Raw genomic sequence first — 23718 nt, 5'->3', positions numbered from 1 at the left:
TAGCGCGGCACCGAGCACGAGCCGTCCCCTCTCCCGCGTGCGGGAGAGGGTGGCCCGCAGGGCCGGGAGAGGGCCTGTGGCAGCGGCAAACGCCCTCTCCCCCCGCTGCGCGGGACCCTCTCCCGCACGCGGGAGAGGGGAACAATCACAGGCTTCGCTTTTCACGATCCCACCTCGGGCTTGTCATCCAGATCGACCTTGGTCGAATCGTTCTTGCGCAGCTGCGCGTCCATTTTCTGCAGATAGGTCTGGCGGCTGGCCGAGCGGTTCTGCAGGAACGGGCGGATCTGCTGCAGCATCAGCCTGCCCTTGACGAAGCCGAATTCGATGTCCGCCGGCGTCGCATGGCCTTCGTCGTCGTGCAGCTCGACGTATTCCTTGGGCAGACGTTTCGCAAATTCGGCGAGCTTGTCGATCTCGTCCTGGCTCAGCACCGCGTCGGGCGCGGCGGCGGCGATCATCCTGGCGCCGCCGGTCACCGGCAGCACGCGTTCCTCGCGTGCGGTGGCCGAGGCCAGAAGCCTGGCCTTGCCGCTGTCGGTGTCGATATGCAGTGCTTCGGAAGCTTCACCGTCGACGCCGCCGCCGACGCCGAGACTGGTCGCCACCGTCAGCGTGTCCTGCTTGCCGGTGTCGACGTCGGCGGTGATCATCACGCCGGATTTTTCGTTGCGCACCGACTGATGCAGCAGCACCGACACGTAGACGTGCTCGGGCTGGTCCATCAGGTCCTGGCGCCAGCCGTAGGCGCGTTCGGTGAAGGGCGACGCCCAGACCTGGCGCAGTGCCTTCACGGTGTTGTCGAAGCCGACCAGATTCGGGATCGTCAGGTTGAGGCCGGCGCCGGTGAATCCCGGCAGATCCTCGATGTTGGTGTCGCTGCGCACGAACACGCCGTAAGTGCCTTCCATGCCGAAGCGCGCCAGCATCGCGCCGCGCATGCGGTCCATCAGCGCCGGCGGCAACGGCTGCCTGGCGATCCAGCCGCGGGTGAAGTCGAGAAAGTCGTTGACGCGTTGCGCATGCTGGGAGGGGTCGAGACGACGACGCACCGCGATCTCGGCGTATTGCTGCTTCATCCACTCGAACATCGCCGGGCCGCCGGCCTTGACCGGCTCGTTGAGCAGCTCGCGATAAATGCCGAAGGTCACGGCGAGACCCGGCGAGACATTGTCCGGAAAGCGATGCGTCAGCTCGCCGACATGCGCGGCTTTCGGCCCGCAGATGCGGCCGGAATCGCTGGCACGCAGGTTCGCGGTGGAGACGAAATCCGCGCGCAGCAGGTTCAATTTCACCAGGTCCGGCACGATCACCACGCTGGGTTTCTGCGCGCCCTGCCCCAGCACCTGATCCCATTTGGCGCCGTCTTCGGCGATCTCGACCAGGCCGCCACTGCTCGCGGCGACGACGATCTTTTTGCCGTTGTACGGCGCCAGCTTCGGCATCAGCTCGCGCGACACCACCACGTTCGGAATACCGAGATTGCGCGCCAGCAGCTGCACGTGCGACACCGGGTTGCCTTCGGCTTCGGTCAGGATGCCGGCCGCGGCGGGAAGATCGGACGTGGTTTCCGGCACCAGAAAAATCGCCGGCTCGCTACCGGCGCCGGCGTCTTTCAGCGAGGTGCGCAGCACGCCGCGCGCGATGCCCGGATTGAGCCTGCGCAAGCCGCCGCCGGCGTTCTCGCCGAACATCTGCTGGCTGACGCCGGAGACCTGGTCGGCGTCGACGCGCAGGCTTTGCAGCACGCCGGAATAGAACAGCAGCGGGCTGGCGCGCAGGCGATCCGGTGCGAATGCCTCGACCAGCGGCTCGATCGGCCGCAGCCGATCCAGGCCATTGCCGTAGGTGTAGTTCAAGCGATTGCCGCACCAGGCCGAAGCGCGTTCCAGAAATTCCAGACCGCTGCGGTATTCGGTGAGCTTGACGCTGCCGGACAGCGATTCCAGGCTCGCGGTCAGCGATTCGGATTCGCGTGCCGTCAGCAGGCCCATGCCGTAGAGCGCGCGTTGTGTCGGCGCCAGCCAGGCGAGGCGCTGCTCGCGCGACAACTGCGGCATCGTCGGCAACGCCTGCGAGGCCGCGACCATGAAAGCCTGCTCGGCGTCGAGGCTGGCGTCGAGCACCGCGACTCTCGCATTGCGCGCGATCGCCGCGTAGCCGGTGTCGCGCAGCCACACCAGCACGTCGGCCGACGACTTCAGGCGCGCGTCGATCGTCGCATCCGCCGCCTCGGCCGCGGTCTGCGCTTTCACCAGATCCTGCAAGGCGTCCTGGGCTTTCTCGTCGCGGAAATAACGCTTGAGACGCGACAGCGCCAGCGACAGCGGCGCCGGCTGGTAGGCCGCGTCGATCGCGTCGACCAGTTCCTGGTAGCCGGCTTTCAACTCGGGCCTGGCGGTGCTGCTCATCGCATAGGCGCGCACGCGCGCCGCGTCCGCGGCCTCGGGCGAGTTGTGGATGCGCGAGCGCAGCGGATGAAAGGCGTGATCCTTGTCGTCTAGCACCACCGCCAGGCTGCGCACCTTGCTCAGGCTCGGCGTGTCGGCGCCATGCGGGAACGAGCGCGCGGCTTCACGAAGTTGCAGGTACGGCAAGTCCTGACCATTGCTTGGCTGGGCGGTGATCGCCGCCAGCAGCGAGCGTGCTGCTTCTTTCTCGTTGTGATCCTGGATCGCGCCGCGATAGAACTGTGCCTTGCGATAGATCCAGCCGTCGTCATAGGAAATCAGGAAGCGCTCGATGACCAGGATCGACAGCAGATCCGGATCGGCGTCCGGCCCGGTGACCTGCTCGGGCGCCACCGTCACCAGCAGGTTGGCGATCGGAAAACCGGCGGCGCGCAGCTTCAGCGTCTGCGCATTCCACTCGCCGTGCTGATAGCCGCCGCCGAAAGGCTCGCAGATGAAGGCTTTCGGCTCGAGAATCTGGCCGTCGGAACAGAAATAGCGGATGCGGCTGAAAGGCCCGATCGCCGAGTTCTTCATCGCCGCGATCCAGGCGCGTCCGGTGTCGGTGTTGAACGTCGGATCGATGTGCTGCGCGGCAGGCGTCGCCGGCGGCGGAATCTTGGGCGGCGGCTTGCCGCTGGCGGGCGACGTCGGTGCTGCGACCGACTTGGCGGCGGGTGTCGCGGCGGCCGGAGCCGCCAGTGTCTGAGTTGCTGCAACGGCGCCGACCAGAGCCAGCATCGCCCCGGTGAGCCAGTCCCCTGACCGCATGAATCGCTCCTGTGCGCGAGATCGCTGACCAGCCCCTGCGAGCCCGCTGCCTGTTTGATGCAACCTGATGAACGCAATCTGGGCTTGCGCGATTAATCCGTACTTAACTCTCGCCGCTGCCGCCGACCATCTGCTGCCAGCGCCGCTGCATTTCCGCCTTGGACACCTCGACCTTGTGCGTCGCCAGATTCCAGCGATGGCCGAATGGATCGAGCAAGGTCGCGCTGCGATCGCCGTGAAACTGGTCGGCCGGCTCGCGCAGCAGTGTCGCGCCCTTGGCCACCGCCGCAGCCGTGCTCGCATCGACGTCGCCGACGTACAGCATCAGCGATACCGGCGTGCCGCCGATTGTGGCCGGGCCGACGATCCCCATGTCGGGATATTCGTCGGCAATCATCAGCACGCTGTCGCCGAGCTGCAGCTCGGCGTGGCCGATCTTGCCGCCGGGTTCGGCGAAACGCAGGCGCTCGATCGCACCGAACACCTCGGTGTAGAACGCGATCGCGGCGGGCGCGTCGCTGACGACGAGATACGGCGTCAGGCTGTGGTAACCGTCGGGGATGCGCCGGGTCATCGTTTGGCTCCGTCGTGCAGGAACACTGGCAGGGTAACCCGGCGGCGCGCGATGCGCTCGGAGTGGAGCTTGCGGTCCGGTCCCTCGATACGCCGCAAGCGGCTACTCGGGACGAACGGGGTTCCGTGCACACATCGAGTCATAACTACACTCCGTTCGTCCCGAGTAGCCCGCTTTTGCGGGCGTATCGAGGGACGCAGCGCAGACCGCATCAACGCTTCGACGCCGGCAGCGGCTTCTGCTGCGCCGCGCAGTCGGTCTTCAGCCATTTCAGCAGCGCCGCCGACAGCGCGTCGCGGTGGCCGGAGAACGGATGGTCGTCTTCATAGGTCAGCGAATGCACGCGATGGCCGCCGGCTTGCTTCACCGCCTTGGCCAGGGTCCTGCTCATGACCGCATCCTCGTCGGGCGAGTCGTCGGTGGCGCCGACCAGCAGCAATGCGTGCGATTTCAGCGCCGCCGCCTGCTGCAGGTAATCCCAGGGCGCGGCGTGCTCGACCATCTCGGCGATCAGATCGTCGGGTTTGGCGTCGATCGGCCCGGAATCGCCGTCGGTGGTTTCGTGGAAATACGCCAGGGTTTCTTCGCGCTCTTTCGGATAGTCGTCGAAGCGTTGCGCGGCCCAGCCGACGTTCCACGCGGCCATCGCCGAGATGCAGACGCTGTCCGGCAGATGCGCAGCCGACATCAGCGCCAGCCAGCCGCCGAAGCTGTGGCCGACGAGGATGATGCGCTTCGGGTCGATGTGATATTTCGCCGCGACCGCCGGCGTCTGCAGCCAGGCGATCACCGCGTCGACGTCCTCCAACCCGTGCCGGAACGAGAACGTGCCGCCGGTGCCCCAGGAGCCGCGGTAGTCGAAGTACAGCGCGTCGTAACCGGCGCGGCGCACGTCCTGCGCGGTGTCGAGATTGCGCTCGTTGCCGGGATAGCCGTGCAGGAACACCACCACCGGATGCGGCTGCCTGCCGGCGGCCAGATAGATCAGCCCATTGAGCTTGACGCCGCCGCTGGGAATGCCGACTTCGTCCATCGAGCCGCTGGCTTCGTCGAGCTCGAACGCGCGCGCCGGGGGCGTCAACAGCAGCGACGACAGCAGCGCGCAGATCAGCGGCAGCGAGACTTTTTTCATGGGCTAGTCTGGCATGGGCCGCCCGGGTGGGCGATCCCCCGAACCACCGTCATGCCCAACCCGCTAAAATCCGTATCCCTGCCCCAAGCGCCTTCCCATGTCGATCCAGAAACCTTCCGCAATGACGCCGCTGGCCGCGTTGATCTTCTCGTCCCGCTGGCTGCAGCTGCCGCTGTACCTGGGTCTGATCCTGGCGCAGTGCGTCTACGTGGTGCTGTTCGGCAAGGAGCTGTGGCACTTGCTGCACGGCGCGTTCAGCTTCAACGAGCAGGACGTGATGCTGATCGTGCTCGGCCTGATCGACGTGGTGATGATCAGCAACCTGCTGATCATGGTCATCGTCGGCGGCTACGAGACCTTCGTGTCGCGGCTCAACCTGGAAGATCATCCGGACCAGCCGGAATGGCTCAGCCACGTCAACGCCAGCGTGCTCAAGGTCAAGCTGGCGATGGCGATCATCGGCATCTCCTCGATCCACCTGCTGAAGACCTTCATCGCCGCCGGCACCTTGGGCGCGTTGCCGGTGTGCGCCAGCGTCGAAGCCGGCGTCGCCTGCACCACGTTTACGCAGACCTCGGTGATGTGGCAGACCATCATCCACCTGGCCTTCATCATTTCGGCGATCGGCATCGCCTACACCGACAGGCTGATGAACGCCTCGGTCGGCCAGGCACGGAACGATCACTCCGCCAGCTGATCTGAGGGCATACACACCCGGAGTCGCGCGATGAAACGATCCACCTTGCTGCTGGCCCTCGCCATGCTGCTGCCGCTGGCCGCGCAGGCCGCCGAGGTCAAGGTCGAGTTCAAGGACCCGGACAAGATGGTCGACCCGGGCAACCGCGGCCGCGAGCGCGATCGCAACTTCAAGACCCTGACCGAGTACCTGCAGAAGCTCGGCGAGAAGCTGCCGGCCAGCCAGAGCCTGAGCATCACCTTCACCGCGCTCGACCTCGCCGGCCAGTACGAGCCCTGGCACAGCCAGCCCGGCAGCGAAGACATCCGCTACCTGCGCAGCATCACCTGGCCCAGTGCCAGGCTGCAGTTCCGGCTCAGCGAGGGCGACAAGACGATCAGCGAAGGCGAAGACTCGATTGCCGACATGAACTACCAGCTCAGCGTGCGCAGCGACAACGGCGACCGCCTGTTCTTCGACAAGCGCCTGCTGCAGACCTGGTTCGACAAGCGCTTTTTGAGTACCGACAAACCCTGATCCCATGCCGATATAAGCCAACTCCGTTCGTCCCGAGTAGCCTCGCCTGCGAGGCGTATCGAGGGACCGGAGCGCGGCCGGCTCCCTCGATACGCGGGCAAGCCCGCTACTCGGGACGAACGCAGTCGGGTCGTAACCGCTGGCTCTGGACATCGTCGCGGTGCAAGCCGCGCTTTTGCCCGCAGCAGCCCGCTGAGCGAGAATCCCGACAGGCTCAAGGATGGGCCGTCCGGGAGAAGTAGATGAAAACGCAACGCCGCCACGTAGCGCGCGTGATGTCCTGCCTGCTGCTGTTGCTGACGCTCGCCGGCCTGCCGTCGCTGGCCCGCGCCGCCACCTGCAGCGATACGATCGATCGCAACTCGCCGGTCCGCAGCAACGGTTTCGCGCAGAACCTGGCGAACACGCGCAACACCGCCTCGGGCATCAACGCCGGCAACGTCGCCACGCTGAAGCTGGCGTTGAGCCATATCGCCAGCGGCAGCACCGAGAAGCGCGGCGCACCGGCGGTCACCGATCAGGCGATCTTCCTGTCGGCCGGCGTCGATCTGGTGGCGATCGATCGCCTCGAAAGCTGCCAGTACTGGTCGTATTCGGTACCGAAGCGGGTCGGCCTGAGCTTGCGTAAAAACGCGCTGCGCTCCTCGTCGATCTATCTGCTGAATGCCGACGCACACAAGCCGGCGCTGGTGCTGGCCGGCGACGCCTTCGGCCACTATTACGCGGTCGATGCGGTCAGTGGCCAGCTTGCCTGGTCGCGCTTCGTCGGCATGGATACGGAAAACAGCTCGATCACCGGCGGCGCGCAGTTCGTCGACGGCAAGCTGCTGGTGCCGGTGGCCAGCAAGGAAGTGCTGAACACGATCTTCCAGCTGCTGAAAATCTGCTGCACCAGCCACGGCCAGCTGCAGGCGATCGACCCCTACACCGGCGACTCGATCTGGACTTACGAGACAGCCGCCAAAGCGACGTATCAGCCGTCCTCGCGCAAGATGGCGCCCAACGGCATGAGCCTGTGGGGCACGCCGGCGGTCGACACCGCGCGGCGCACTATCTACATCGGCACCGGTCAGAACCTGACGCCGCCGGCCACCGACAACTCCGATGCGATCGTCGCGCTGGACCTCGACAGCGGCCGCAGCAAATGGGTGTTCCAGTCCACCGCAGGCGACGCCTGGAACGCCGGCTGCGAACTGCGCCCGCCGCTGCGCGGCGACTGCGTCGAGCCCGCCGGCAAGGATTTCGATTTCGGCGCGCCGCCGATTCTCGCCAAACGCAGCGGCGCCAAGGACGCGGTCATCGCCGGCGCCAAAAACGGCGTGATCTATTCGCTGGATCCGGACACCGGCGCGCTGAACTGGCAACGCAAGCTCGGCCGCGGCGGCAATCTCGGCGGCGTGCACTGGGGCATGGCGGTCGACGGCACGCGCGTCTACGTCGCGATCAGCGACGTCAGCCTCAACAAGACCAGCAAGTTCAATCTGAACCGCCTGCTGGTCAACCCAACGCCGCCGCCCGAAGGCGATGCGCATCCCGGCGTCTACGCGCTGGATCTGGCGACCGGCGCCGTGCTGTGGCAGGTGCACCCGACACACCAGTACGAGGGCGCGAGCTACGCTTCGATCTTTTCGGCGGCCCTGTCGGTGACCAACGACGTGGTCTTCGCCAGCTCGCTCGACGGCGTGGTCTACGCGCTACGCAGCCGCGATGGCGCGCAGCTGTGGCGCTACGACACCGCGCAGCCCTATACCGACAAAGCCGGCAACAGCGGCAACGGCGGCACCATCGACTCGGTCGGCGCGATCGTGGCCGGCAACGACGTGCTGGTGAACTCCGGCTACGACACCTTCGGCAAGGCCGGCGCGATGCAGGCCGGCCCGGGCAATGCGCTGCTGGTGTTTCGGCTGCCGGGTGGCTGATATCTGCCCCCGTTCGTCCCGAGTAGCCCCGCTCGCGGGGCGTATCGAGGGACACGACCGCCATACCCGCCGGCAAGAAAACAGGCTAACGTCGCAGCACCTCGCTCAACCTCACGAAAACCCCAATGCGTTACTTCGCCTTTTCCCTAGCGAGCCTGCTGATGCTCGGCAGCAGCGCCGTCGCCAACGCCGCCGGGCCCGCCGCACTGATCACTCACGAGCAGAAGGCCAACTGCAAGTTCGTCAAATTTTTGAAAGTCGACGGCCAGCCCGATGCCGCGCTGCAATCGGCGCTGGACCAGGCCGGCCGCTCCGGCGACAGCTTCCTGGTGCTGAGCAAGACCGACCGCGGCGTCGACGGCCAGGTGCTGCGCTGCAAGCCCTAAGCATCAGCGCCGAAGATCCCGGCAGCGCCGAAGCCGGCGAGTTGCTCGAGGCGCTATCCGCGCGCCTGGCTGAAATCAGCGGCGCCGACGGCAAAGCCTCGTTCGACCCCAACGACGTGCGCGGCGCCCGCGCCTGCTTCCTGATCGCACGCGAAGCGCAGGGCCGCGCCGTCGGCTGCGCCGCCTTGCGGCCGTTGCAGGATGGCGTCGGCGAAGTAAAGCGCATGTACGCGCGGCCGGGCACGCGCGGCGTCGGCAGCGCACTGCTGACGCAGATCGAAAGCCGCGTGGTCGGGCTAGGCTACGCCGCGCTATGGCTGGAGACACGGCGCGTCAACACGCAGGCCGTGGCGTTCTACCAGGCGCGCGGTTATCAGCTGATCGACAACTACGGCCGCTATGTCGGTCGCAGTGAAGCCGTGTGCTTCGGCAAGACCCTGCAGTTGCCCGCGTGAACACCGCGAACCTCTTGTGGGGCCTGCTGTTCAGCTCGATCGGCCTCGGGTTTTTTCTGTACGGCAAGAAGCAGGGCCAGATCGTGCCGCTGATCAGCGGCCTGCTGCTGATGGCGTATCCCTACTTCATCACCAATACGCCGCTGCTGGTCGCGATCGGTGCGGCGCTGACGGTGGCGCCCTACTTCATCCGGCTTTGACCAAGGGCTTCAGCGGCGGGACTCGCCGGAACGCAAGGGATGAGTGGACGGCCCAACGGAACCGCGATTTGGACCGATGCCGCTGTTGCCGTCAGGCGAGAGCGGGGCCGTGGCGCGAAAGCTGGCTAAGGGTACGGCTTATTCCGGGACAGATGCCTGGCCTTCATATCCTCGTAAGCGGCCTTGATCAGTTGCACCAGGGCGTTGTCGTCGAGAGCTTGGCCCGGCCGAAGCTTCACATGCCGCATGAAACGTCCCGAGCCCTGCAGAAGCTTGGATGGATCCTCCAAGCTGGCGCCAAGATAGAAGCCGACGTTTACATGCTCGGTGAAGGCGTTCACATAGGCGAAGGCCAGGTCGCCGACGCAGGCGGTTGGGTGGCCGTCGTGTAGCAGGTCGAGTATGTCCGGCCCCGCTCGGCGCAGCTCGTTGCACCAACGGCGCGCAATGATCTGCAGCTCGCCTGTTTGCCTTGCAAGCCAGCGATCGACGTCGGCGTTGTTCCTCTTGGCATCTTCGAGCGGGAAGAGTCGGATATCGGCCACGGTTGCGCGCCTTAAAAGTCCCGTTTCACACCCATCATGCGGCACATCCGTGTCGCCCTGTCGAGGAAACTCACGAGCACCGCGGCCCCTGGTTTCTGCTGAGCCCGAAGCTTGCTCAACGGACAACTACGCCTGGTTATAAGCTCTTTCGAGCTCAGCCACGTCGAGCTTCACCATCGTCATCATGGCCTCCATCACAGCCTTTACCTTCCCCGGGTCGCTGTCCCGGATCAGCTCGGTGAATCGTCTGGGGACAATCTGCCAGGAGAGACCGAAGGGGTCCTTGATCCAACCGCATGCCGTGGGCTTCGCTCCTGCGCGCAAGAGCTTGTCCCAGTATTCATCCACTTCATGCTGATCCACGCAGTCCACGTAGAGCGAGACCCCCTCGGAGAAGCTGAAGTACGGCCCACCGTTGTAGCCCATGAAGGCTTGACCCCCGACGACGAACTCGGCAGAGCTGATGGGACCGTCTTTACCCGTGCGGGAGACGTTGCGTACTTCGGAGCCCGGAAACGTCGCGGTGTAAAACTCGATCGCCGCTTCGAGTTGGTCGTTGAACATGAGGAAAGGCGTCACTTTGTTCATGGGAATGTCTCCTCTGTGAGCTACATGCTATTCGACTCGAAGCCGATGATTGTTCTAGGCGTCGTTGCTTTAGATTCAACGCTAAAGCTCAGGCGCGGCGAAGCCACCGCCTAGAGCGCCTTTGTCGGCGCACTCAGTGAAGTAACACACAGCAAGGGCAGTGAGGAAAGCAGCGTATAGCGCTGCCATAACTGACCGCTGACTGAAGCCGAATAAAATTGTGTTTGCCACGGCAACAGCGATGGTTGTTGCTTGGAGCGAGAGGCTGATATGCAACCTTCTTCTCACACGGCGCCGCATCTCAATGCGCACGAGTGAAGGCTCTTCCGCCGGGTACTCGTCGTTGGTTCCGAAATGCATGTCTTTTCTAAGCCCAACGTTTGAATTCAGCGGCCGCCAGAGACTGTCCGCTAGAATGATGGATTGGGAATTTTTTCGAAATTATCCGTGGTGCAATGAAATTATTGGCAAAGCTTCCGCAAAAGAGTGGGCAATCACAAAAGCGTTCTTGCGACTATTATCCTTTGCCCAGTTTCTGAATTCTACTGGCTCGCGGCCAACATAAAACAATGGTGACTTTGCCTGTCCCAGTGGCTGCCATATATGTTCGTCAATGGCATGAACGCGAAGGCCGATCAGATAAATTCGAGACGCCGACTTTATTGAAGCCAAAAACAGATCTTGCTGCGCTTTCACAAATGCAGACGAATACAGCACCCGCTTTTTTGAGTGGTACATTGCCAGGGCAGGTGCAATTGCATCCTGAGTCGCGCAGAAATGCTGTATTTCATCAGCTGAACGTGCCGCTCGAATTGGGGCATCAAGAATTCCGGCGCCAGCTCCTGCAAAACTTAAGTCGAAGGAGATTCCCTTGATTCCCCCTGTCCCCATATCGGGAAGGAAGTTGCAGGAGCCATGAATTTTGAGGACCGGAATATTTTTTGGAGAGACCGGCAGCCCGCCGTATGTGATCAAAAAACCTGAACGAACAATTGCGTGTTCTATCAATAAATCATAGTTGGTTGTGGCAAATACTGCCTTCTTTCGCGTTCCTCCCAGTGCAGCTATGACCTCCATGTAGAGATTTCCTTCTTCGGGCTCAAATACTGCAAAAAAGCGAGCCATGTCACGTAAGAGTTCCGACGTCCATGGGTTATGTTCGAGCCAGAAGCGATCCATACCCGCTTCGAAGTCACACCTAAAAAGGGCGGCGAGATCATCGCTTACCCGCGCGGCCACTCCACCACTATTTCGCAGCTCGTCAAAGAGGGCACTGCCGAGCGGCGGTGTAGTCGGTTGGCAGGGTCCACTGCCGAAACTTGCACCCGCGCCGAACAGGAAAAGACTACTCATATACTCGCCTACGCCCAGACAGTATGACTACCGCCGTCAGAGGTGCTGACCTCCGCAAAGGCCGTAGCGCGGGTTAGCTTGACGCCAGAGCCGCAGGAGCGAGACAGGACTGCGCTCATGGATCGGTTTCCTTACGCGGAGGTCAGCATGGCAAACGATAACACCGGTTTTGTGGGATTGGACGTCCATAAAGAGTCGATCGTGGCGGCTTATTCGGTCGGCTTTGGCGAGGCATCGAGTGTGGTGTTCGTCTACGAAGCCGGGCCCTGCGGCTACGGTCTGCAGCGCCAGCTGAGCCGGGCCGGCTTCACCTGCCACGTCTGTGCTCCGTCGCTGATCGCCAAGAAAGCCGGTGATCGGGTGAAGGCTGATCGGCGTGATGCCGAGAAGCGGGGCAAGTCGCTGCGCGACGGCGATCTGTATCGGCGTCGATATTTTGCGTACCGGCGCCGATCCTTTTTTTTGCCGCGAGGTATCAAATCGATGCCACTTCGAGTCTTCTTGGGCCGGCGGTGCACTGGAGTAAGTCGGCGCGCAGACTCGGAGTATCGGAGCCGATTTTCGGAAAGCCCCTCTCTCCCCCGCTACGCGGGGACTCTCTCCCGCACGCGGGAGAGAGGAACAAAAAAGCCGCCCGATCCTGCGATCGGGCGGCTCTTTCAACACACTACCAACTCAATAGCGGACCGAGGCCTGCACGTAGCCGTAAGTGCCCGGCAGGTCGTACAGCGAGGCGTCGTAGCCGTTGAGCGAGCAGCTCAGGCAGGCGGGCGGGTCCTTGTCGAAGACGTTGTTGACGCCGGCCGCGACGGTCGCGTCGGCCTTGACCGGCAGCTTGTAGGACACGCGCGCATCGTTGTAGACCACGGCGCCGAGGCGGTTGGTTGCCTTGTCCGGGTCCGAGCACAGCTGCGAGAAGCCGTCGAGGATGTCGGCGTTGCACTCTTCCTTCAGCGAGCTGATGTAGCGCATCGTCCAGGCGGCGTTGAAACGGCTGATTTCGTAGCTCGCACGCAGGTTGCCGCGAATGCGCGGAATGCCGCTGTCGGTGACTTCCACGCCCACCTTGCGCGGCTCCTCCAGACCGGTGGCCTTGGACACCGACTTGTATTCCTGCATGTAGGTGCCGTTGAAGTTCAGGCCGAACTTGCCGAACGCGCTTTCCGGGCTGAACCAGCTCAAGGTCAGGTCGAAGCCCTTGACGTCGATCGTGCCGACATTCAGCAGCTTGTTGCTGAAGCCGTTGATGTCGCCGGTGCTGCCGCGGGTGATGCCGGCGCAGAAGGCGTCGTCGAGCGTGTCGACGCAGCGGTCGAGCTGGGTCTGCGCGTCCAGTGCGCTGATCGCGTCGTCGAGCTTGATCTTGAAGTAGGTCAGTTCCACATCGACGCGCTTGGTGAACGGCAGGCTCTCGGCCCAGAACGGGCTGTAGACGAAACCGAAGGTGGTGCTCTCCGAGGTCTCGGGCTTGAGCTGGTTGTTGCCACCGGTCTGCACCGAAATCTGCGTGTTGGCCTGTTCAAAACCACCTGGCACGCCGAGCGTCTGGCAGTTGGCGATGGTCTGCGCGTCGCTCGCACCGGAGCAGGGATCTTCGATGGTCGCGTCGAAGCGGCTGCTGGACGCGAACAGCTCGCCGACCGTGGGCGCGCGGAAGCCTTCCGCGTAGGTGCCGCGCAAGGTCAGATCCTTGATCGGCTGGTAGCGCAGGCCGTACTTGTTGTTGGTGGTGTCGCCGAAAGTGTCGTAATCCGAGTAGCGCGACGCAAAGTCGAACTCCAGCGAATACACCGCCGGCATGCTGGCGAGCAGCGGCACCGACAGCTCGATATAGCCTTCGTCGACGGTGTAACCGCCGGCGGTGGGCTGCGACGGCACGCCGTTGGTTTCACCGGCGGTGACCACCGAATCCGGCGAGTATTCGCCATGCAGGCGGCGCGACTCGTAACCGGCGGCAAAGCTCAAATCGCCCGCCGGCAGCGTGACGATCGGGCCGGACACGTTCGCCGACAGCGAGTGCAGCGTCTGTTCGCTGCGATCGTTCTCGGTGAACTGGATGTAGTTCAGCATCGCCGGCGTCAGGCCGGCCGGGCCGCCGAAGAAATTCAGCGGCACGCAGTTGCCGGTCGCCACCGTGCCGTCGCAGTTGGCCACCGGGCCGAGTGCGCGCTGGATGTGCGCGATGTTGTAGGTGCCGGTCACGTACTGCTGGGCGCGGTTGGTGCTGTCGATGTAGTGCGCGTCCCAGTTGTAGTTCTTGCCGAACGCGTCGAAGTCACCCTGCAGGCCGCCGGTCAGGTACAGCGTGTCGACGTTCTGCGAAAACACGCGCGGGCCGCCGGCCAGCGGGCGCATCGCGGCGAACGCGAGGTTGCTGGAATCCAGCGTGACGCCGAAGGGGTTGAACGGGTTGGTCACGTCGACGCCGACCGTGTCGGCAAGCCCGCCGGTGCCGGCGCCGGCACCGATGAAGATCGGCTCGGCCGCGGCCTGGTTGATCGATTCGCGATTCTGGTACAGGCCCTTGACCGAGAACTTCACATGATCGAGCAGCTGGTAGCTGCTCTGCGCGAAGATCGCCTTGCGCGTCGATGGCGTCAGCAGCAGGTTGTACTGCGCGAAGTTGAAGCGGTCGGCGCCCGTGAACTGATGGAAGCCGTCAGGGAAGCTCTGCACGCCGTTGGCACCGGCGTTGCCATTGGCGGTGATGTTGCAGGTAGCGACGCCGGAATCCGCGTCGACCGGGCACAGGCCGTTGTAGGTCTGCGCCGGATCGGTCGGCGTGAACACGGTGCGCGTGGTCGGGATCGCGGAGCTGCCGAAGGCAACGCCGGTGCCCGGCACCGGAAAGCGCGACTGCACCCAGTCGTTGGAGCTGATGCCGTTCTGGTCGAAGTAGCTGAGGTTGACGAAGTAGTCGAACTTGTCGCCGCTGCCACCGAAGGACACGTCGGCGGTCTTGGTCTTGCCGTCGCCGGTGCCGTAGTCGCCGCCGTAGACGTTGAAGGCAATGCCCTCCTGCTTCTTCTTGGTGATGATGTTGACCACGCCACCGATCGCATCCGAGCCGTAAACGGCGGAGGCGCCGTCGGTCAGGATTTCGATGTGGTCGACGATGCTCATCGGGATGGTGTTGATGTCAACCGCGGCCGACACGCCCGACGCCGACGATTCGTTGACCCAACGCAGGCCGTCGACCAGCACCAGGGTGCGCTTGGCGCTGAGCTGGCGCAGCGCGACCGTGGCCGAGCCCGAGCCGACACCGCCGCCGTCGGCCGGAAAGCCGAAGTTGCCGGCCGAATTGAACTTGGCGTTCAGTGCCGAGCCGCTGACCGACAGCTGCGACAGCACTTCGCCGATGCTGCTGACGCCGCTGTTCTCGATGTCTTCGCGCGTCAGCACCTGCACCGGCGCGGCGCCTTCGGCCTCGGCCTTGCGGATATGTGAGCCGGTGACGACGATGGTTTCGATCTCCGTCGCTTCGCTGCTCGGGGCCGCGTCCTGCGCCGTAGCGCTGGCCGTCCAGCCCAGCGACGATGCCAGCGCTGCGCTGCCGATCAAGCGCGACGCGAACGCGCGCTTCCTGCTGCTGTTCTTATGCATGTGAACTCCCTTGTCATTTTTGTGCATGCCGCCCCCGGCGCTGCCCAGAGCCGCTTCATCAAGTTTCATACCGCAGCGCCCCGCCTTCCATAGCACGGCTGCCCACTGCCGTGCAGGATTTTTCCTCTTGCACTTCGCCGGCGGATCACTGCGGAATCACTTTTGCCTACGATATCGCGACGGGTCTACCGTCGAAGACCCTGCCCGAGGAACACACAATGAACCCGCGTCGCATGCTCCTGCTTTTCTCCTTGCCCCGCTTGCGGGGGAAGGCCGGGATGGGCGGCGGGCGGAGGGCGCAGCGCCGCGACGGCTTGCCCCCACCCCAACCCTCCCCCGCACGCGGGGGAGGGAGTGCCTACATGAACCGGGCAAGGTTCATCGCGGCAGCGGCTTTGACGTTGCTGAGCAGCGCCGCTGGCGCCCAGGGCGACGGCGAGGCGGCGTTCCGCGAGCTGTATCGCGAGCTGATCGAGATCAACACCACGCTGTCGGTCGGCGATTGCACGGCGGCGGCCAAGGCGATGTCGGCGCGCCTGTCGGCGGCCGGCTTCGCCGCGAGCGATCTGCAGCTGCTCGGCCCGGCCGACCACCCGCGCGAGCAGGCGCTGATCGCGACCCTGCACGGCAGCTCGCCGAAGCTGAAGGCCGTGCTGCTGCTCGCGCATATCGACGTGGTCGAGGCCAGGCGTGAAGACTGGCAGCGCGATCCGTTCAAGCTGGTCGAGGAGAACGGCTGGTTCTACGCGCGCGGCGCCAGCGACGACAAGGCGATGGCCGCGGTATTCACCGACGCGATGATCCGGTTCAAGCAACAGGGCTACCAGCCGCGCCGCGACATCAAGCTCGCACTGACCTGTGGCGAAGAAACCAGCGAGCAGTTCAACAGCGTGCGCTGGTTGCTGGAGAACAAGCCGGACGCGCTGCGTGCCGCGTTCGCGCTCAACGAAGGGGCCAGCGGCGAGCTCGACGCCGCCGGCAAGCCGGTGGCATTGCAGATCCAGGCCGGTGAAAAAGTCTATGAAGACTTCACGCTGGAAACCACCAGTGGCGGCGGCCACAGCTCGCGTCCGGCGCCGGGCGACAACGCGATCTACCGCCTCGCCGCCGGCCTGTCGCGGCTCGCGGCCTACCAGTTTCCCTTGGCGCTGAACGATGCGACACGCGGTTATTTCCAGGCGCAGTCGAAGCTGGTCGCGCCGGACATCGCCGCCGACATGCAGGCGGTGCTGAAAGACCCGCCGGACGCGGCCGCGCAGGCGCGGCTGTGGGCCGCCAACCCGATGTGGAACAGCATGCTGCGCACCACCTGCGTGGCGACGCAACTCTCCGGCGGCCACGCGCCCAACGCGCTGCCGCAGCGCGCCACCGCCAACGTCAATTGCCGCATCCTGCCGGGCGTGGCCGTCGCCGACGTGCAGCAGACGCTGGTCACGGTGCTGGCCGACGACGGCATCACGGTCAGGCCTTCGCCCGAGCCGGTCGTGATCGGCCCGGCACCGCCGCTGACACCGCAAATGCTGCAGCCGGTGCACAAGGTCGCGGCGACGATCTGGCCCGGCGTCACCATCGTGCCGTCGATGTCGACCGGCGCCACCGACGGCCGCTTTCTGAATGCGGCCGGCATTCCGACGTACGGCCTGTCCGGCATGTTTCACGACGCCGAAGGCAGCCACATGCACGGACTCAACGAGCGCATCCGCGTGAAGTCGCTGATGGACGGCCGGCGTTTTCTTTACGAGGTGGTCAAAATCTACGGCAGCCAGAAGTAAGGGAACCTCTGATTAAGTCCTACGCGCCCGCGTTGCCCCGGAAAAGCCGCCAGGCAAGGCGCGGGCTGCGCGGCTTGGTGATTCCAAGCAAGCAGGCCGCAACGCCGCATGGCGGCTTTTCCGGGGCAACCCGAAGGGCGGTGGCCGAAAAGGGGGCATTGCGGCGTCTCTCCTTCCTTGTGTACGTCAAGTACACGGCGTCAGTCGATCCTTGCACTGCACCCTTTTCGGTCACCGCGCGGACGTGCAGGACTTAATCAGAGGTTCCTAAGCATGCTGCCGACACCGATCACCGATGCGCTGGCGCGTTACCTGGACGAGGACGAACCACGCAGCGCCCTGGATGCGGCCTGCGAGGCCGCACGCAGCACGCGCTTCGACATCGCCGAGCTGTTCGACTGGCTGCAGCGCTTCGACGCCGACGCGGCCCTGAAGCAGCGCGCGAACGTTGCGCTGCGCGCGGCACTCGGCCTGCCGCTGATTCCGGGGCCGCCGTGCCGCGCGTCCTGATGCGCGCGCTGCTGTGCGGCGCGTCGCTGCTCGTCGGCGCCAGCGCATTCGCGGCGACGCCGGCCTACGAGACGATGAGCGTCGCCGAGCTGCAGGCGGCGATGGAAAACCATCAGCTGAGCTCGTGCGCGCTGACCGACTACTACCTCGCGCGTATCGCGCAGTACGACCGCCGCGGGCCGAACCTGCACGCGGTGATCGAGATCAATCCCGAGGCCGACGCGATCGCCGATGCACTCGACGCCGAGCGCGCCGCAAAAGGCTCACGCGGTCCGCTGCACGGCATTCCGGTGTTGCTGAAGGACAACATCGATACCGCCGACCGCATGCTGACCACGGCCGGCTCGCTGGCGCTGGCCGGCTCGCGCGCCGGCGCCGACGCGGCGCTGGTGCAGCGGCTGCGCGACGCCGGCGCGGTGCTGCTCGGCAAGACCAACATGAGCGAATGGGCCAACTTCCGCTCCCGTCGGTCGATCAGCGGCTGGAGCGCGCGCGGCGGCCAGACGCGCAATGCCTATGCGCAGGACCGCAGCCACTGCGGCTCCAGCTCGGGTTCGGCGGTGGCGATGGCGGCCGGCTTCGCCGCGCTCGCGGTCGGCACCGAGACCGACGGCTCGATCGTCTGCCCGGGCAGCGTCAACGGCGTCGTCGGCATCAAGCCGACGCTGGGCCTGATCAGCCGCCGCGGCATCGTGCCGATCGCCTTCAGCCAGGACACCGCCGGACCGATGGCGCGCAGCGTCGGCGACGCGGTCGAGCTGCTGCGCGCGATGGCAGCGAGCGATGCGGCCGATCGCGCTGCACCGGCGATCCCGGCCGGCTTCATCGCGCAGCTGCGGATGCCCGCCGCCGGCGGCGATCTGCAAGGGCTGCGCATCGGCGTCGCGCGCAACCTGAGCGGCTATCACGACGGCGTCGACGCGGTACTGGAAACCGCGCTGGCCACGCTCAAAGCACGCGGCGCGCAGCTGCTCGATCCACTCACACTGCCGCGCGATCCTTCGATCGCCGCCGACGAACTGACGGTGCTGCTGTACGAATTCGGCAGCGGCATCGGCCCTTACCTGGCGACGCGCCGCGGCGGCCCGAAAACGCTGCAGACCCTGATCGCGTTCAACCACACCATGAGCACGCAGGAGCTGCCGCTGTTCGGCCAGGACCTGTTCGTGCAGGCGCAGGCACACAGCAGCCGCGACGAGGCCGCGTATCGCGAGGCCCGCGCGCGTTCGCTGCGCGCCGCCGGCCGCGACGGCATCGATGCGCTGCTGCGCGCGCACAAGCTCGACGCGCTGGTCGCGCCGACCAAGGGCCCGGCGTGGCTGATCGATCCGGTGCTCGGTGATCTGGGCCTGGGCGGCGCCGCGCAGTCGGCCGCCATCGCCGGCTACCCGCACATCACGCTGCCGGCGGGTTTCGTGCAGGGCCTGCCGATCGGCCTGTCGCTGATCGGCAGCGCCTGGAGCGAGCCGGTGCTGATCCGTATCGCCGCGGTGTTCGAGCAGGCGCGCGGGCCGTTTCCGGCGCCACTGCTATCTCCGTAGGGCCACGGCGGGTCGTGACCCGCCGTCTTTTCGTCGAAGGCCTCCACCAAACCCCGTTCGTCCCGAGTAGCGCCGGAGGCGCGTATCGAGGGAGCGGATCGTCCGCGCCCCTCGATACGCCGCTACAGCGGCTACTCGGGACGAACGGAACTTGGTTGTATCCACACCAAGCCGGCCATTTAAACTCCCCCCATGGCCGACCTGATCAACTTCAACAAGGCGCGCAAGCAGCGCGACAAGCGCAACGCCGAGGCGCAGGCCGCGGAGAATCGCGTGCGCTTTGGCCGCACCAAGGAACAAAAAGCGCTCGAAGCCGCGCAGGCCCTCGATGCACAGCGCAAGCTCGACCAGCTCAAACGCGATCGCGATCCGGACGATCCGAACGAGCCGCAATGACGACGCTGCGATGAAGACCGTGATCATGCCGCTGCCCTCGCGCGACTTCGATCCCAGCGAAGCCGCGGTGTCGTGGCAGCGCCTGGTGCAGGACGGCCATCGCGTACGCTTCGCGACGCCGGATGGCAAACCCGCGTCGGCCGATCCCCTGATGCTGACCGGCGAAGGCCTGGACCTGTGGGGCTTCATTCCGCTGCTGAAGAAATTCAAGCTGCTCGGCCTGGTGCTGCGCGCCAACGCCGATGCGCGCCGTGCGTATCGCGCGATGCAGCGCGACGCCGAATTCCTCGCGCCGCTGCGCTACGACGCGCTTGCCGTGGCCGACTTCAACGGCCTGCTGCTGCCCGGCGGCCACTGGTCGCGCGGCATGCGCGAGTACCTGGAAGACACGCGGCTGCAGGCCTTCGTCGGCGCCTTTTTCGACAGCGGCAAGCCGGTCGCGGCGATCTGCCACGGCGTGGTCCTCGCCGCGCGCGCCCGGCGCGCCGACGGCCGCTCCGCGCTGCATGGCAAGCGCACCACGGCGCTGACCTGGAAGCTGGAATCCTCGGCCTGGTCGCTGATGCGTTTTCTCGGCCGCTTCTGGAATGCGGCGTATTACCGCACGTATTCAGAAGCGCGCGGCGAGCCGCGCGGCTATCGCAGCGTGCAGGCCGAAGTGACGCGCGCGCTGGCCTCGCCCGCCGACTTCCAGGACGCGCCGGCCGGTGACTTTCGCAAGAGCAGCGGCCTGTTCCGCGACTCGAACGTCGACGGACGCCCCGCTTTCGTCGTCATCGACGGCACTTACGTGTCCGCACGCTGGCCCGGCGACGCGCACAGCTTCGCCGCGCGCTTTTCGCAGCTGGTGGCGCGGCGCTAGGCAAGCGACCGATGTAACGCTCTGTACAGGCTGCGTCCATCAAGCAGCTGACATGCTGGGCCCTGGTTTTCGCGAAGAATCAGGAGCTTTTCATGTCGAGTTTCACGCAGCGGATGCTGGGCGCGGCCCGGCTCGATGTCCCGACGATCGAAGAAGTCGAAAGCGATCGCAGCGCTACCGGCCAGGCACTCGGCGTGGTCGTGCTGTCCTCGTTCGCGGCCGGCATCGGCGGCCTGTTCTATTTCGGCCTCGGCACCATTCTCAGCGGCGTGCTCGGCGCGGTGATCGGCTGGGCGCTGTGGGCCGCGCTGATCTGGCTGATCGGCACCAAGATGCTGGCCGAGCCGCAGACGCGCTCCGACTGGGCCGAGATCGCACGCACCACCGGCTTCGCGCAAAGCCCCGGCCTGCTGCGCGTGTTCGGTTTCATTCCGGTGATCGGCTGGGTGGTGATGGCGGTTGCCAACATCTGGATGCTGATCGCGATGATCGTCGCGGTGCGCCAGGCGCTGGATTACCGCGACACCTGGCGCGCGATCGTCGTCGTACTGATCGGCTGGGTGCTGAACCTGATCCTGTTCGCGGCGATTACCCGCATGGCGTAGCCCGGGTGGAACCCGGGGCGTTTTTACGATGACCGACGCACCCGGGTTTCACCCGGGCTACGGGTCGTAGCCGGAGCGAGCGCATGGCAACCAAAGCCCGATCCACCGCCAAGAAGCAAACCAGCGCGCGCGCCGACCCGCTGCAGCACTACAACACCAAGCGCCGTTTCGACGTCACCAGCGAACCCGCCGGCAAGCACAAGCGCGGCAAGGCCGGGTTCGCGTACGTGATCCAGCAGCACGACGCGACGCGCATGCATTTCGATTTCCGCCTGGAACTCGACGGCGTGCTGCTGAGCTGGGCGGTGCCGAAAGGGCCGAGCCTGTCGGTGCAAGAAAAGCGCCTCGCGGTGCAGACCGAAGATCATCCGCTGGACTATCGCGATTTCGAGGGCCACATCCCCGAAGGCGAGTACGGCGGTGGCCCGGTCATCGTCTGGGATCGCGGCACCTGGACGCCGGAAGACGATCCGCGTCGCGGCATGGAAAAAGGGCATCTGACGTTCGCGCTGCACGGCGAAAAACTGCAGGGCCGCTTCCAGCTGGTGCGCCTCAAGGGCCGCGGCAAGGAGCTGGATCGCGGCCCGAAAAGCATCTGGTTGCTGATGAAGCGCAGCGACGAATTCGTGCGCGAAGGCGCCGCGGCCGAGCCGACGCAAAAGCTGACCAGGAGCGTGATCAGCGGAAAGACCGTCAAGCAAATCGGCCAGCGGAAGGACGCGGCGAAACCGCCGCATGCCGATACGGCGGCGACGCGGGCGCATGCGGCAAAAAACAAAGCGTCGAAGCTCAGCGCGGTACTCACGCCCCCATCCCGGCCTTCCCCCGCAAGCGGGGGAAGGAGCAAAGCCAGTTCCCTCCCCTGCTCGCGGGCGAGGGTTACGGTGGGGGCGAAAAAGCTCGCCGAGCTGCTCGAAAACCTGTCACCGCAACTCGCCCAGCTCACCGAGACCGTTCCTGAAGCCGGCGACTATCGCTACGAAGTGAAGTTCGACGGCTACCGCCTGCTCGCCGGCGTCGCCGACGGCGCGGCGCAGCTGCGCTCGCGCAACAACATCAACTGGACCGACACGTTCCCGGACATCAAGGCCGCAGTCGCCGCGCTAGCTGCCAAGCAGGCCGTCATAGACGGCGAGCTGTGTTATCTGAAGCCCGACGGCCGCAGTGATTTTCAGCTGCTGCAGAACACGCTCGGCATGCGCGGCGGCAAGGGCCGCATGCCCCAGCAGCCGATCGAACACCGCAACCTGGTGTTCTACGTGTTCGATCTGCTGTTCGAGAACGGCGAGGACCTGCGGCCGCTGCCGCTGAGCCAGCGCAAGCAAAGGCTCGCGGCGCTGATGAAGCGCAATCGCTCGCCGGTGCTGCGGTACAGCGAGGATCTCGACGGCGAAGCACGCACGATCCTGGCCCAGGCCTGCAAGCTCGGCCTCGAAGGCATCATCGGCAAGAAGGCCGACGCGCCGTACCGCGAGGGCCGCAGCCGCGACTGGATCAAGCTCAAGTGCAATCAGCGCCAGGAGTTCGTCATCGTCGGCTACAGCGAATCCGATGCGCGCGCCGGCTTCCGCTCGCTGCTGCTCGGCTTGCGCGACAACGGCGAACTGCGTTTCGCCGGCAGAGTCGGCACCGGCTTCAACGACCAATCGATCGCCGATCTGAGCAAGCGGCTGAAGAAACTCGTGATCGAAAAATCGGCGCTGGCCAAGCCGCCGAAAGAACGCGGCCTGATCTGGGTCAAACCCGAGCTGGTCTGCGAAGTCAGCTATACCGAAATGACGCGCGACGGTTCGCTGCGTCATCCGAGCTTTGAAGGCCTGCGTCTGGACAAGCCGGCCAAGGACGTGGTGCGGGAAACGCCAGAAAAGCCGCCCAAAAAAGCAGCGGTAAAAGCAGCCAAAAAAGTCGTCAAGGCCAGCACCACGAAATCCGGCAGTGACGACACCGTCGCCGGTGTGCGCATCAGCCATCCCGAAAGGATCATGGACGAGGACTCCGGCCTGACCAAGCTGCAGCTGGCGCAGTATCACCAGCTGATCGCCGACTCGATGATGATCGAGGCGGCGAACCGGCCGCTGGCGGTGGTGCGCTGCCCGCAGGGCGACGTGCACGAATGCTTCTTCCAGAAAAACCTGACGCCGGGCATCGGTCCTCACGTCAAATCGCTGAAGCACGCCGGCCTGCCCGGCCTGCTGGTCACCGAGCCGCGCGGCATCATCGAGCTGGTGCAGTTCAATGCGATGGAGCTGCATGGCTGGGGATCGAAAATGCCCCGGCCCGAGCAGCCCGACTGGCTGATCTTCGATCTCGACCCGGACACCTCGCTGAAATTTTCCGACGTGGTCAACGCCGCGCTGGAGCTGCGCGAAATCCTGAAATCCGCCGGCCTGCCGACCTTCGTCAAAACCACCGGCGGCAAGGGCCTGCACGTGGTCGTGCCGCTGATCCCCAGCGCCGAATGGGACGAGGTCAAGGAGTTCTGCAAACAGGTTGCGCAGACCCTGGCGCAGATGCAGCCGGAGCGCTACGTCGCCAACATGGCCAAGGCCAAACGCGGCGGCAAGATCTTCATCGACTACCTGCGCAACGGCCGCGGCGCGACCGCGGTACTGCCCTACTCGCCGCGCGCCCGCCCCGGCGCACCGGTGGCGCTGCCGATCGAATGGAGCCAGCTCAAAGCCGGCCTGGACCCACGCGAGTTCCGCGTCGACAACGCCGCGCAATGGCTGCGCAAGAGGCGCGATCCGTGGAAGGCGCTGCGCGAATCTGCGGTCACGCTTCCAAAGCTGGTATCGATGCCGGCTCGCCGCCGCGGCATTTGACGCCGCCGGAGCCGACGCGGC

Annotated in this window: 20 protein-coding genes and 1 pseudogene; 14 read left to right on the top strand and 7 right to left on the bottom strand. The window is 65.3% G+C overall.

What is annotated here, in order from left to right; all coding sequences use genetic code 11:
• Window positions 1-161 precede the first annotated feature (161 nt).
• The 3 genes from ACQZF9_RS04190 to ACQZF9_RS04180 all read right to left on the bottom strand — a co-directional run bounded on the left by ACQZF9_RS04190 (window position 162) and on the right by ACQZF9_RS04180 (window position 4927).
• Window positions 162-3221 (bottom strand): PEP/pyruvate-binding domain-containing protein, encoded by a 3060-nt coding sequence (locus ACQZF9_RS04190; RefSeq protein WP_428312012.1) that lies wholly within the window; start codon window positions 3219-3221, stop codon window positions 162-164.
• Between the two features lie 103 nt (window positions 3222-3324).
• Window positions 3325-3795 (bottom strand): VOC family protein, encoded by a 471-nt coding sequence (locus ACQZF9_RS04185; RefSeq protein ID WP_428312011.1) that lies wholly within the window; start codon window positions 3793-3795, stop codon window positions 3325-3327.
• A gap of 211 nt (window positions 3796-4006) precedes the next feature.
• Window positions 4007-4927, bottom strand: coding sequence for an alpha/beta hydrolase family protein (locus ACQZF9_RS04180; RefSeq protein ID WP_428312010.1), 921 nt, complete (start codon window positions 4925-4927; stop codon window positions 4007-4009).
• Window positions 4928-5024: 97 nt separating this feature from the next.
• On the opposite strand from ACQZF9_RS04180, the gene ACQZF9_RS04175 reads away from it, so the two are divergent.
• From ACQZF9_RS04175 to ACQZF9_RS04150, 6 genes are all read left to right on the top strand, one after another.
• Window positions 5025-5624 (top strand): TIGR00645 family protein, encoded by a 600-nt coding sequence (locus ACQZF9_RS04175; RefSeq protein WP_428312009.1) that lies wholly within the window; start codon window positions 5025-5027, stop codon window positions 5622-5624.
• A 30-nt stretch (window positions 5625-5654) separates the two neighbouring features.
• The gene (locus ACQZF9_RS04170) at window positions 5655-6140 is read left to right on the top strand and encodes a DUF3016 domain-containing protein (protein ID WP_428312008.1); all 486 of its coding nucleotides are present in this window, start codon (window positions 5655-5657) and stop codon (window positions 6138-6140) included.
• Between the two features lie 242 nt (window positions 6141-6382).
• Entirely contained in the window at window positions 6383-8059 is a 1677-nt protein-coding gene (locus ACQZF9_RS04165; protein ID WP_428312007.1) for a PQQ-binding-like beta-propeller repeat protein, read from the top strand.
• 125 nt (window positions 8060-8184) lie between these two features.
• On the top strand, window positions 8185-8445 hold the full coding sequence (locus tag ACQZF9_RS04160) for a hypothetical protein (RefSeq protein WP_428312006.1): 261 nt from the start codon (window positions 8185-8187) through the stop codon (window positions 8443-8445).
• A 41-nt stretch (window positions 8446-8486) separates the two neighbouring features.
• Window positions 8487-8900 carry a GNAT family N-acetyltransferase gene (locus ACQZF9_RS04155; RefSeq protein WP_428312005.1) on the top strand — a complete coding sequence of 138 codons (414 nt, stop codon included), beginning with the start codon at window positions 8487-8489 and terminating at the stop codon, window positions 8898-8900.
• The gene (locus ACQZF9_RS04150) at window positions 8897-9100 is read left to right on the top strand and encodes an amino acid transport protein (protein ID WP_428312004.1); all 204 of its coding nucleotides are present in this window, start codon (window positions 8897-8899) and stop codon (window positions 9098-9100) included. Before ACQZF9_RS04155 ends, ACQZF9_RS04150 begins: the two co-directional genes overlap by 4 nt.
• A 125-nt stretch (window positions 9101-9225) precedes the next feature.
• Here the strand turns inward: ACQZF9_RS04150 and ACQZF9_RS04145 are convergent, their stop codons facing one another.
• The 3 genes from ACQZF9_RS04145 to ACQZF9_RS04135 all read right to left on the bottom strand — a co-directional run bounded on the left by ACQZF9_RS04145 (window position 9226) and on the right by ACQZF9_RS04135 (window position 11586).
• The gene (locus ACQZF9_RS04145; RefSeq protein WP_428312003.1) at window positions 9226-9645 is read right to left on the bottom strand and encodes a DUF1801 domain-containing protein; all 420 of its coding nucleotides are present in this window, start codon (window positions 9643-9645) and stop codon (window positions 9226-9228) included.
• Between the two features lie 126 nt (window positions 9646-9771).
• Window positions 9772-10233, bottom strand: coding sequence for a VOC family protein (locus ACQZF9_RS04140; protein ID WP_428312002.1), 462 nt, complete (start codon window positions 10231-10233; stop codon window positions 9772-9774).
• A 441-nt stretch (window positions 10234-10674) separates the two neighbouring features.
• Window positions 10675-11586, bottom strand: a complete 912-nt coding sequence (locus ACQZF9_RS04135) for a hypothetical protein (protein ID WP_428312001.1) — start codon at window positions 11584-11586, stop codon at window positions 10675-10677.
• Between the two features lie 147 nt (window positions 11587-11733).
• Between ACQZF9_RS04135 and ACQZF9_RS04130 the strand changes: the two are divergent.
• Window positions 11734-12006 (top strand): annotated as a pseudogene (locus ACQZF9_RS04130) (IS110 family transposase); the annotation flags it as partial.
• Window positions 12007-12261: 255 nt separating this feature from the next.
• Here the strand turns inward: ACQZF9_RS04130 and ACQZF9_RS04125 are convergent.
• Entirely contained in the window at window positions 12262-15189 is a 2928-nt protein-coding gene (locus ACQZF9_RS04125) for a TonB-dependent receptor domain-containing protein (protein ID WP_428312000.1), read from the bottom strand.
• Between the two features lie 362 nt (window positions 15190-15551).
• Here ACQZF9_RS04125 and ACQZF9_RS04120 point away from each other — a divergent pair, with 362 nt between their 5' ends.
• The 7 genes from ACQZF9_RS04120 to ligD all read left to right on the top strand — a co-directional run bounded on the left by ACQZF9_RS04120 (window position 15552) and on the right by ligD (window position 23697).
• Window positions 15552-16961: a M20/M25/M40 family metallo-hydrolase gene (locus tag ACQZF9_RS04120; RefSeq protein ID WP_428311999.1), complete on the top strand. Its 1410-nt coding sequence runs from the start codon at window positions 15552-15554 to the stop codon at window positions 16959-16961.
• Window positions 16962-17234: 273 nt separating this feature from the next.
• Window positions 17235-17471: a hypothetical protein gene (locus ACQZF9_RS04115; protein WP_428311998.1), complete on the top strand. Its 237-nt coding sequence runs from the start codon at window positions 17235-17237 to the stop codon at window positions 17469-17471.
• Window positions 17456-19012: an amidase gene (locus ACQZF9_RS04110; RefSeq protein WP_428311997.1), complete on the top strand. Its 1557-nt coding sequence runs from the start codon at window positions 17456-17458 to the stop codon at window positions 19010-19012. The genes ACQZF9_RS04115 and ACQZF9_RS04110 overlap by 16 nt, the downstream gene beginning before the upstream one ends.
• A 192-nt stretch (window positions 19013-19204) precedes the next feature.
• A complete protein-coding gene (locus ACQZF9_RS04105; protein ID WP_428311996.1) occupies window positions 19205-19408 on the top strand; it encodes a DUF4169 family protein in 204 nt (67 codons plus the stop codon).
• A 10-nt stretch (window positions 19409-19418) separates the two neighbouring features.
• Window positions 19419-20270, top strand: coding sequence for a type 1 glutamine amidotransferase domain-containing protein (locus ACQZF9_RS04100; RefSeq protein ID WP_428311995.1), 852 nt, complete (start codon window positions 19419-19421; stop codon window positions 20268-20270).
• A gap of 92 nt (window positions 20271-20362) precedes the next feature.
• Window positions 20363-20875 carry a YIP1 family protein gene (locus ACQZF9_RS04095; protein ID WP_428311994.1) on the top strand — a complete coding sequence of 171 codons (513 nt, stop codon included), beginning with the start codon at window positions 20363-20365 and terminating at the stop codon, window positions 20873-20875.
• Between the two features lie 83 nt (window positions 20876-20958).
• Window positions 20959-23697, top strand: a complete 2739-nt coding sequence (ligD, locus tag ACQZF9_RS04090; RefSeq protein ID WP_428311993.1) for a DNA ligase D — start codon at window positions 20959-20961, stop codon at window positions 23695-23697.
• Window positions 23698-23718: the final 21 nt, after the last annotated feature.

The sequence above is a fragment of the Hydrocarboniphaga sp. genome, assembly GCF_965279055.1.
Taxonomy (GTDB): Bacteria; Pseudomonadota; Gammaproteobacteria; order Nevskiales; family Nevskiaceae; genus Hydrocarboniphaga.
The sequence above is the reverse complement of the archived record's forward strand: the minus strand, read 5'-3'. Positions and strand labels throughout refer to the sequence as shown.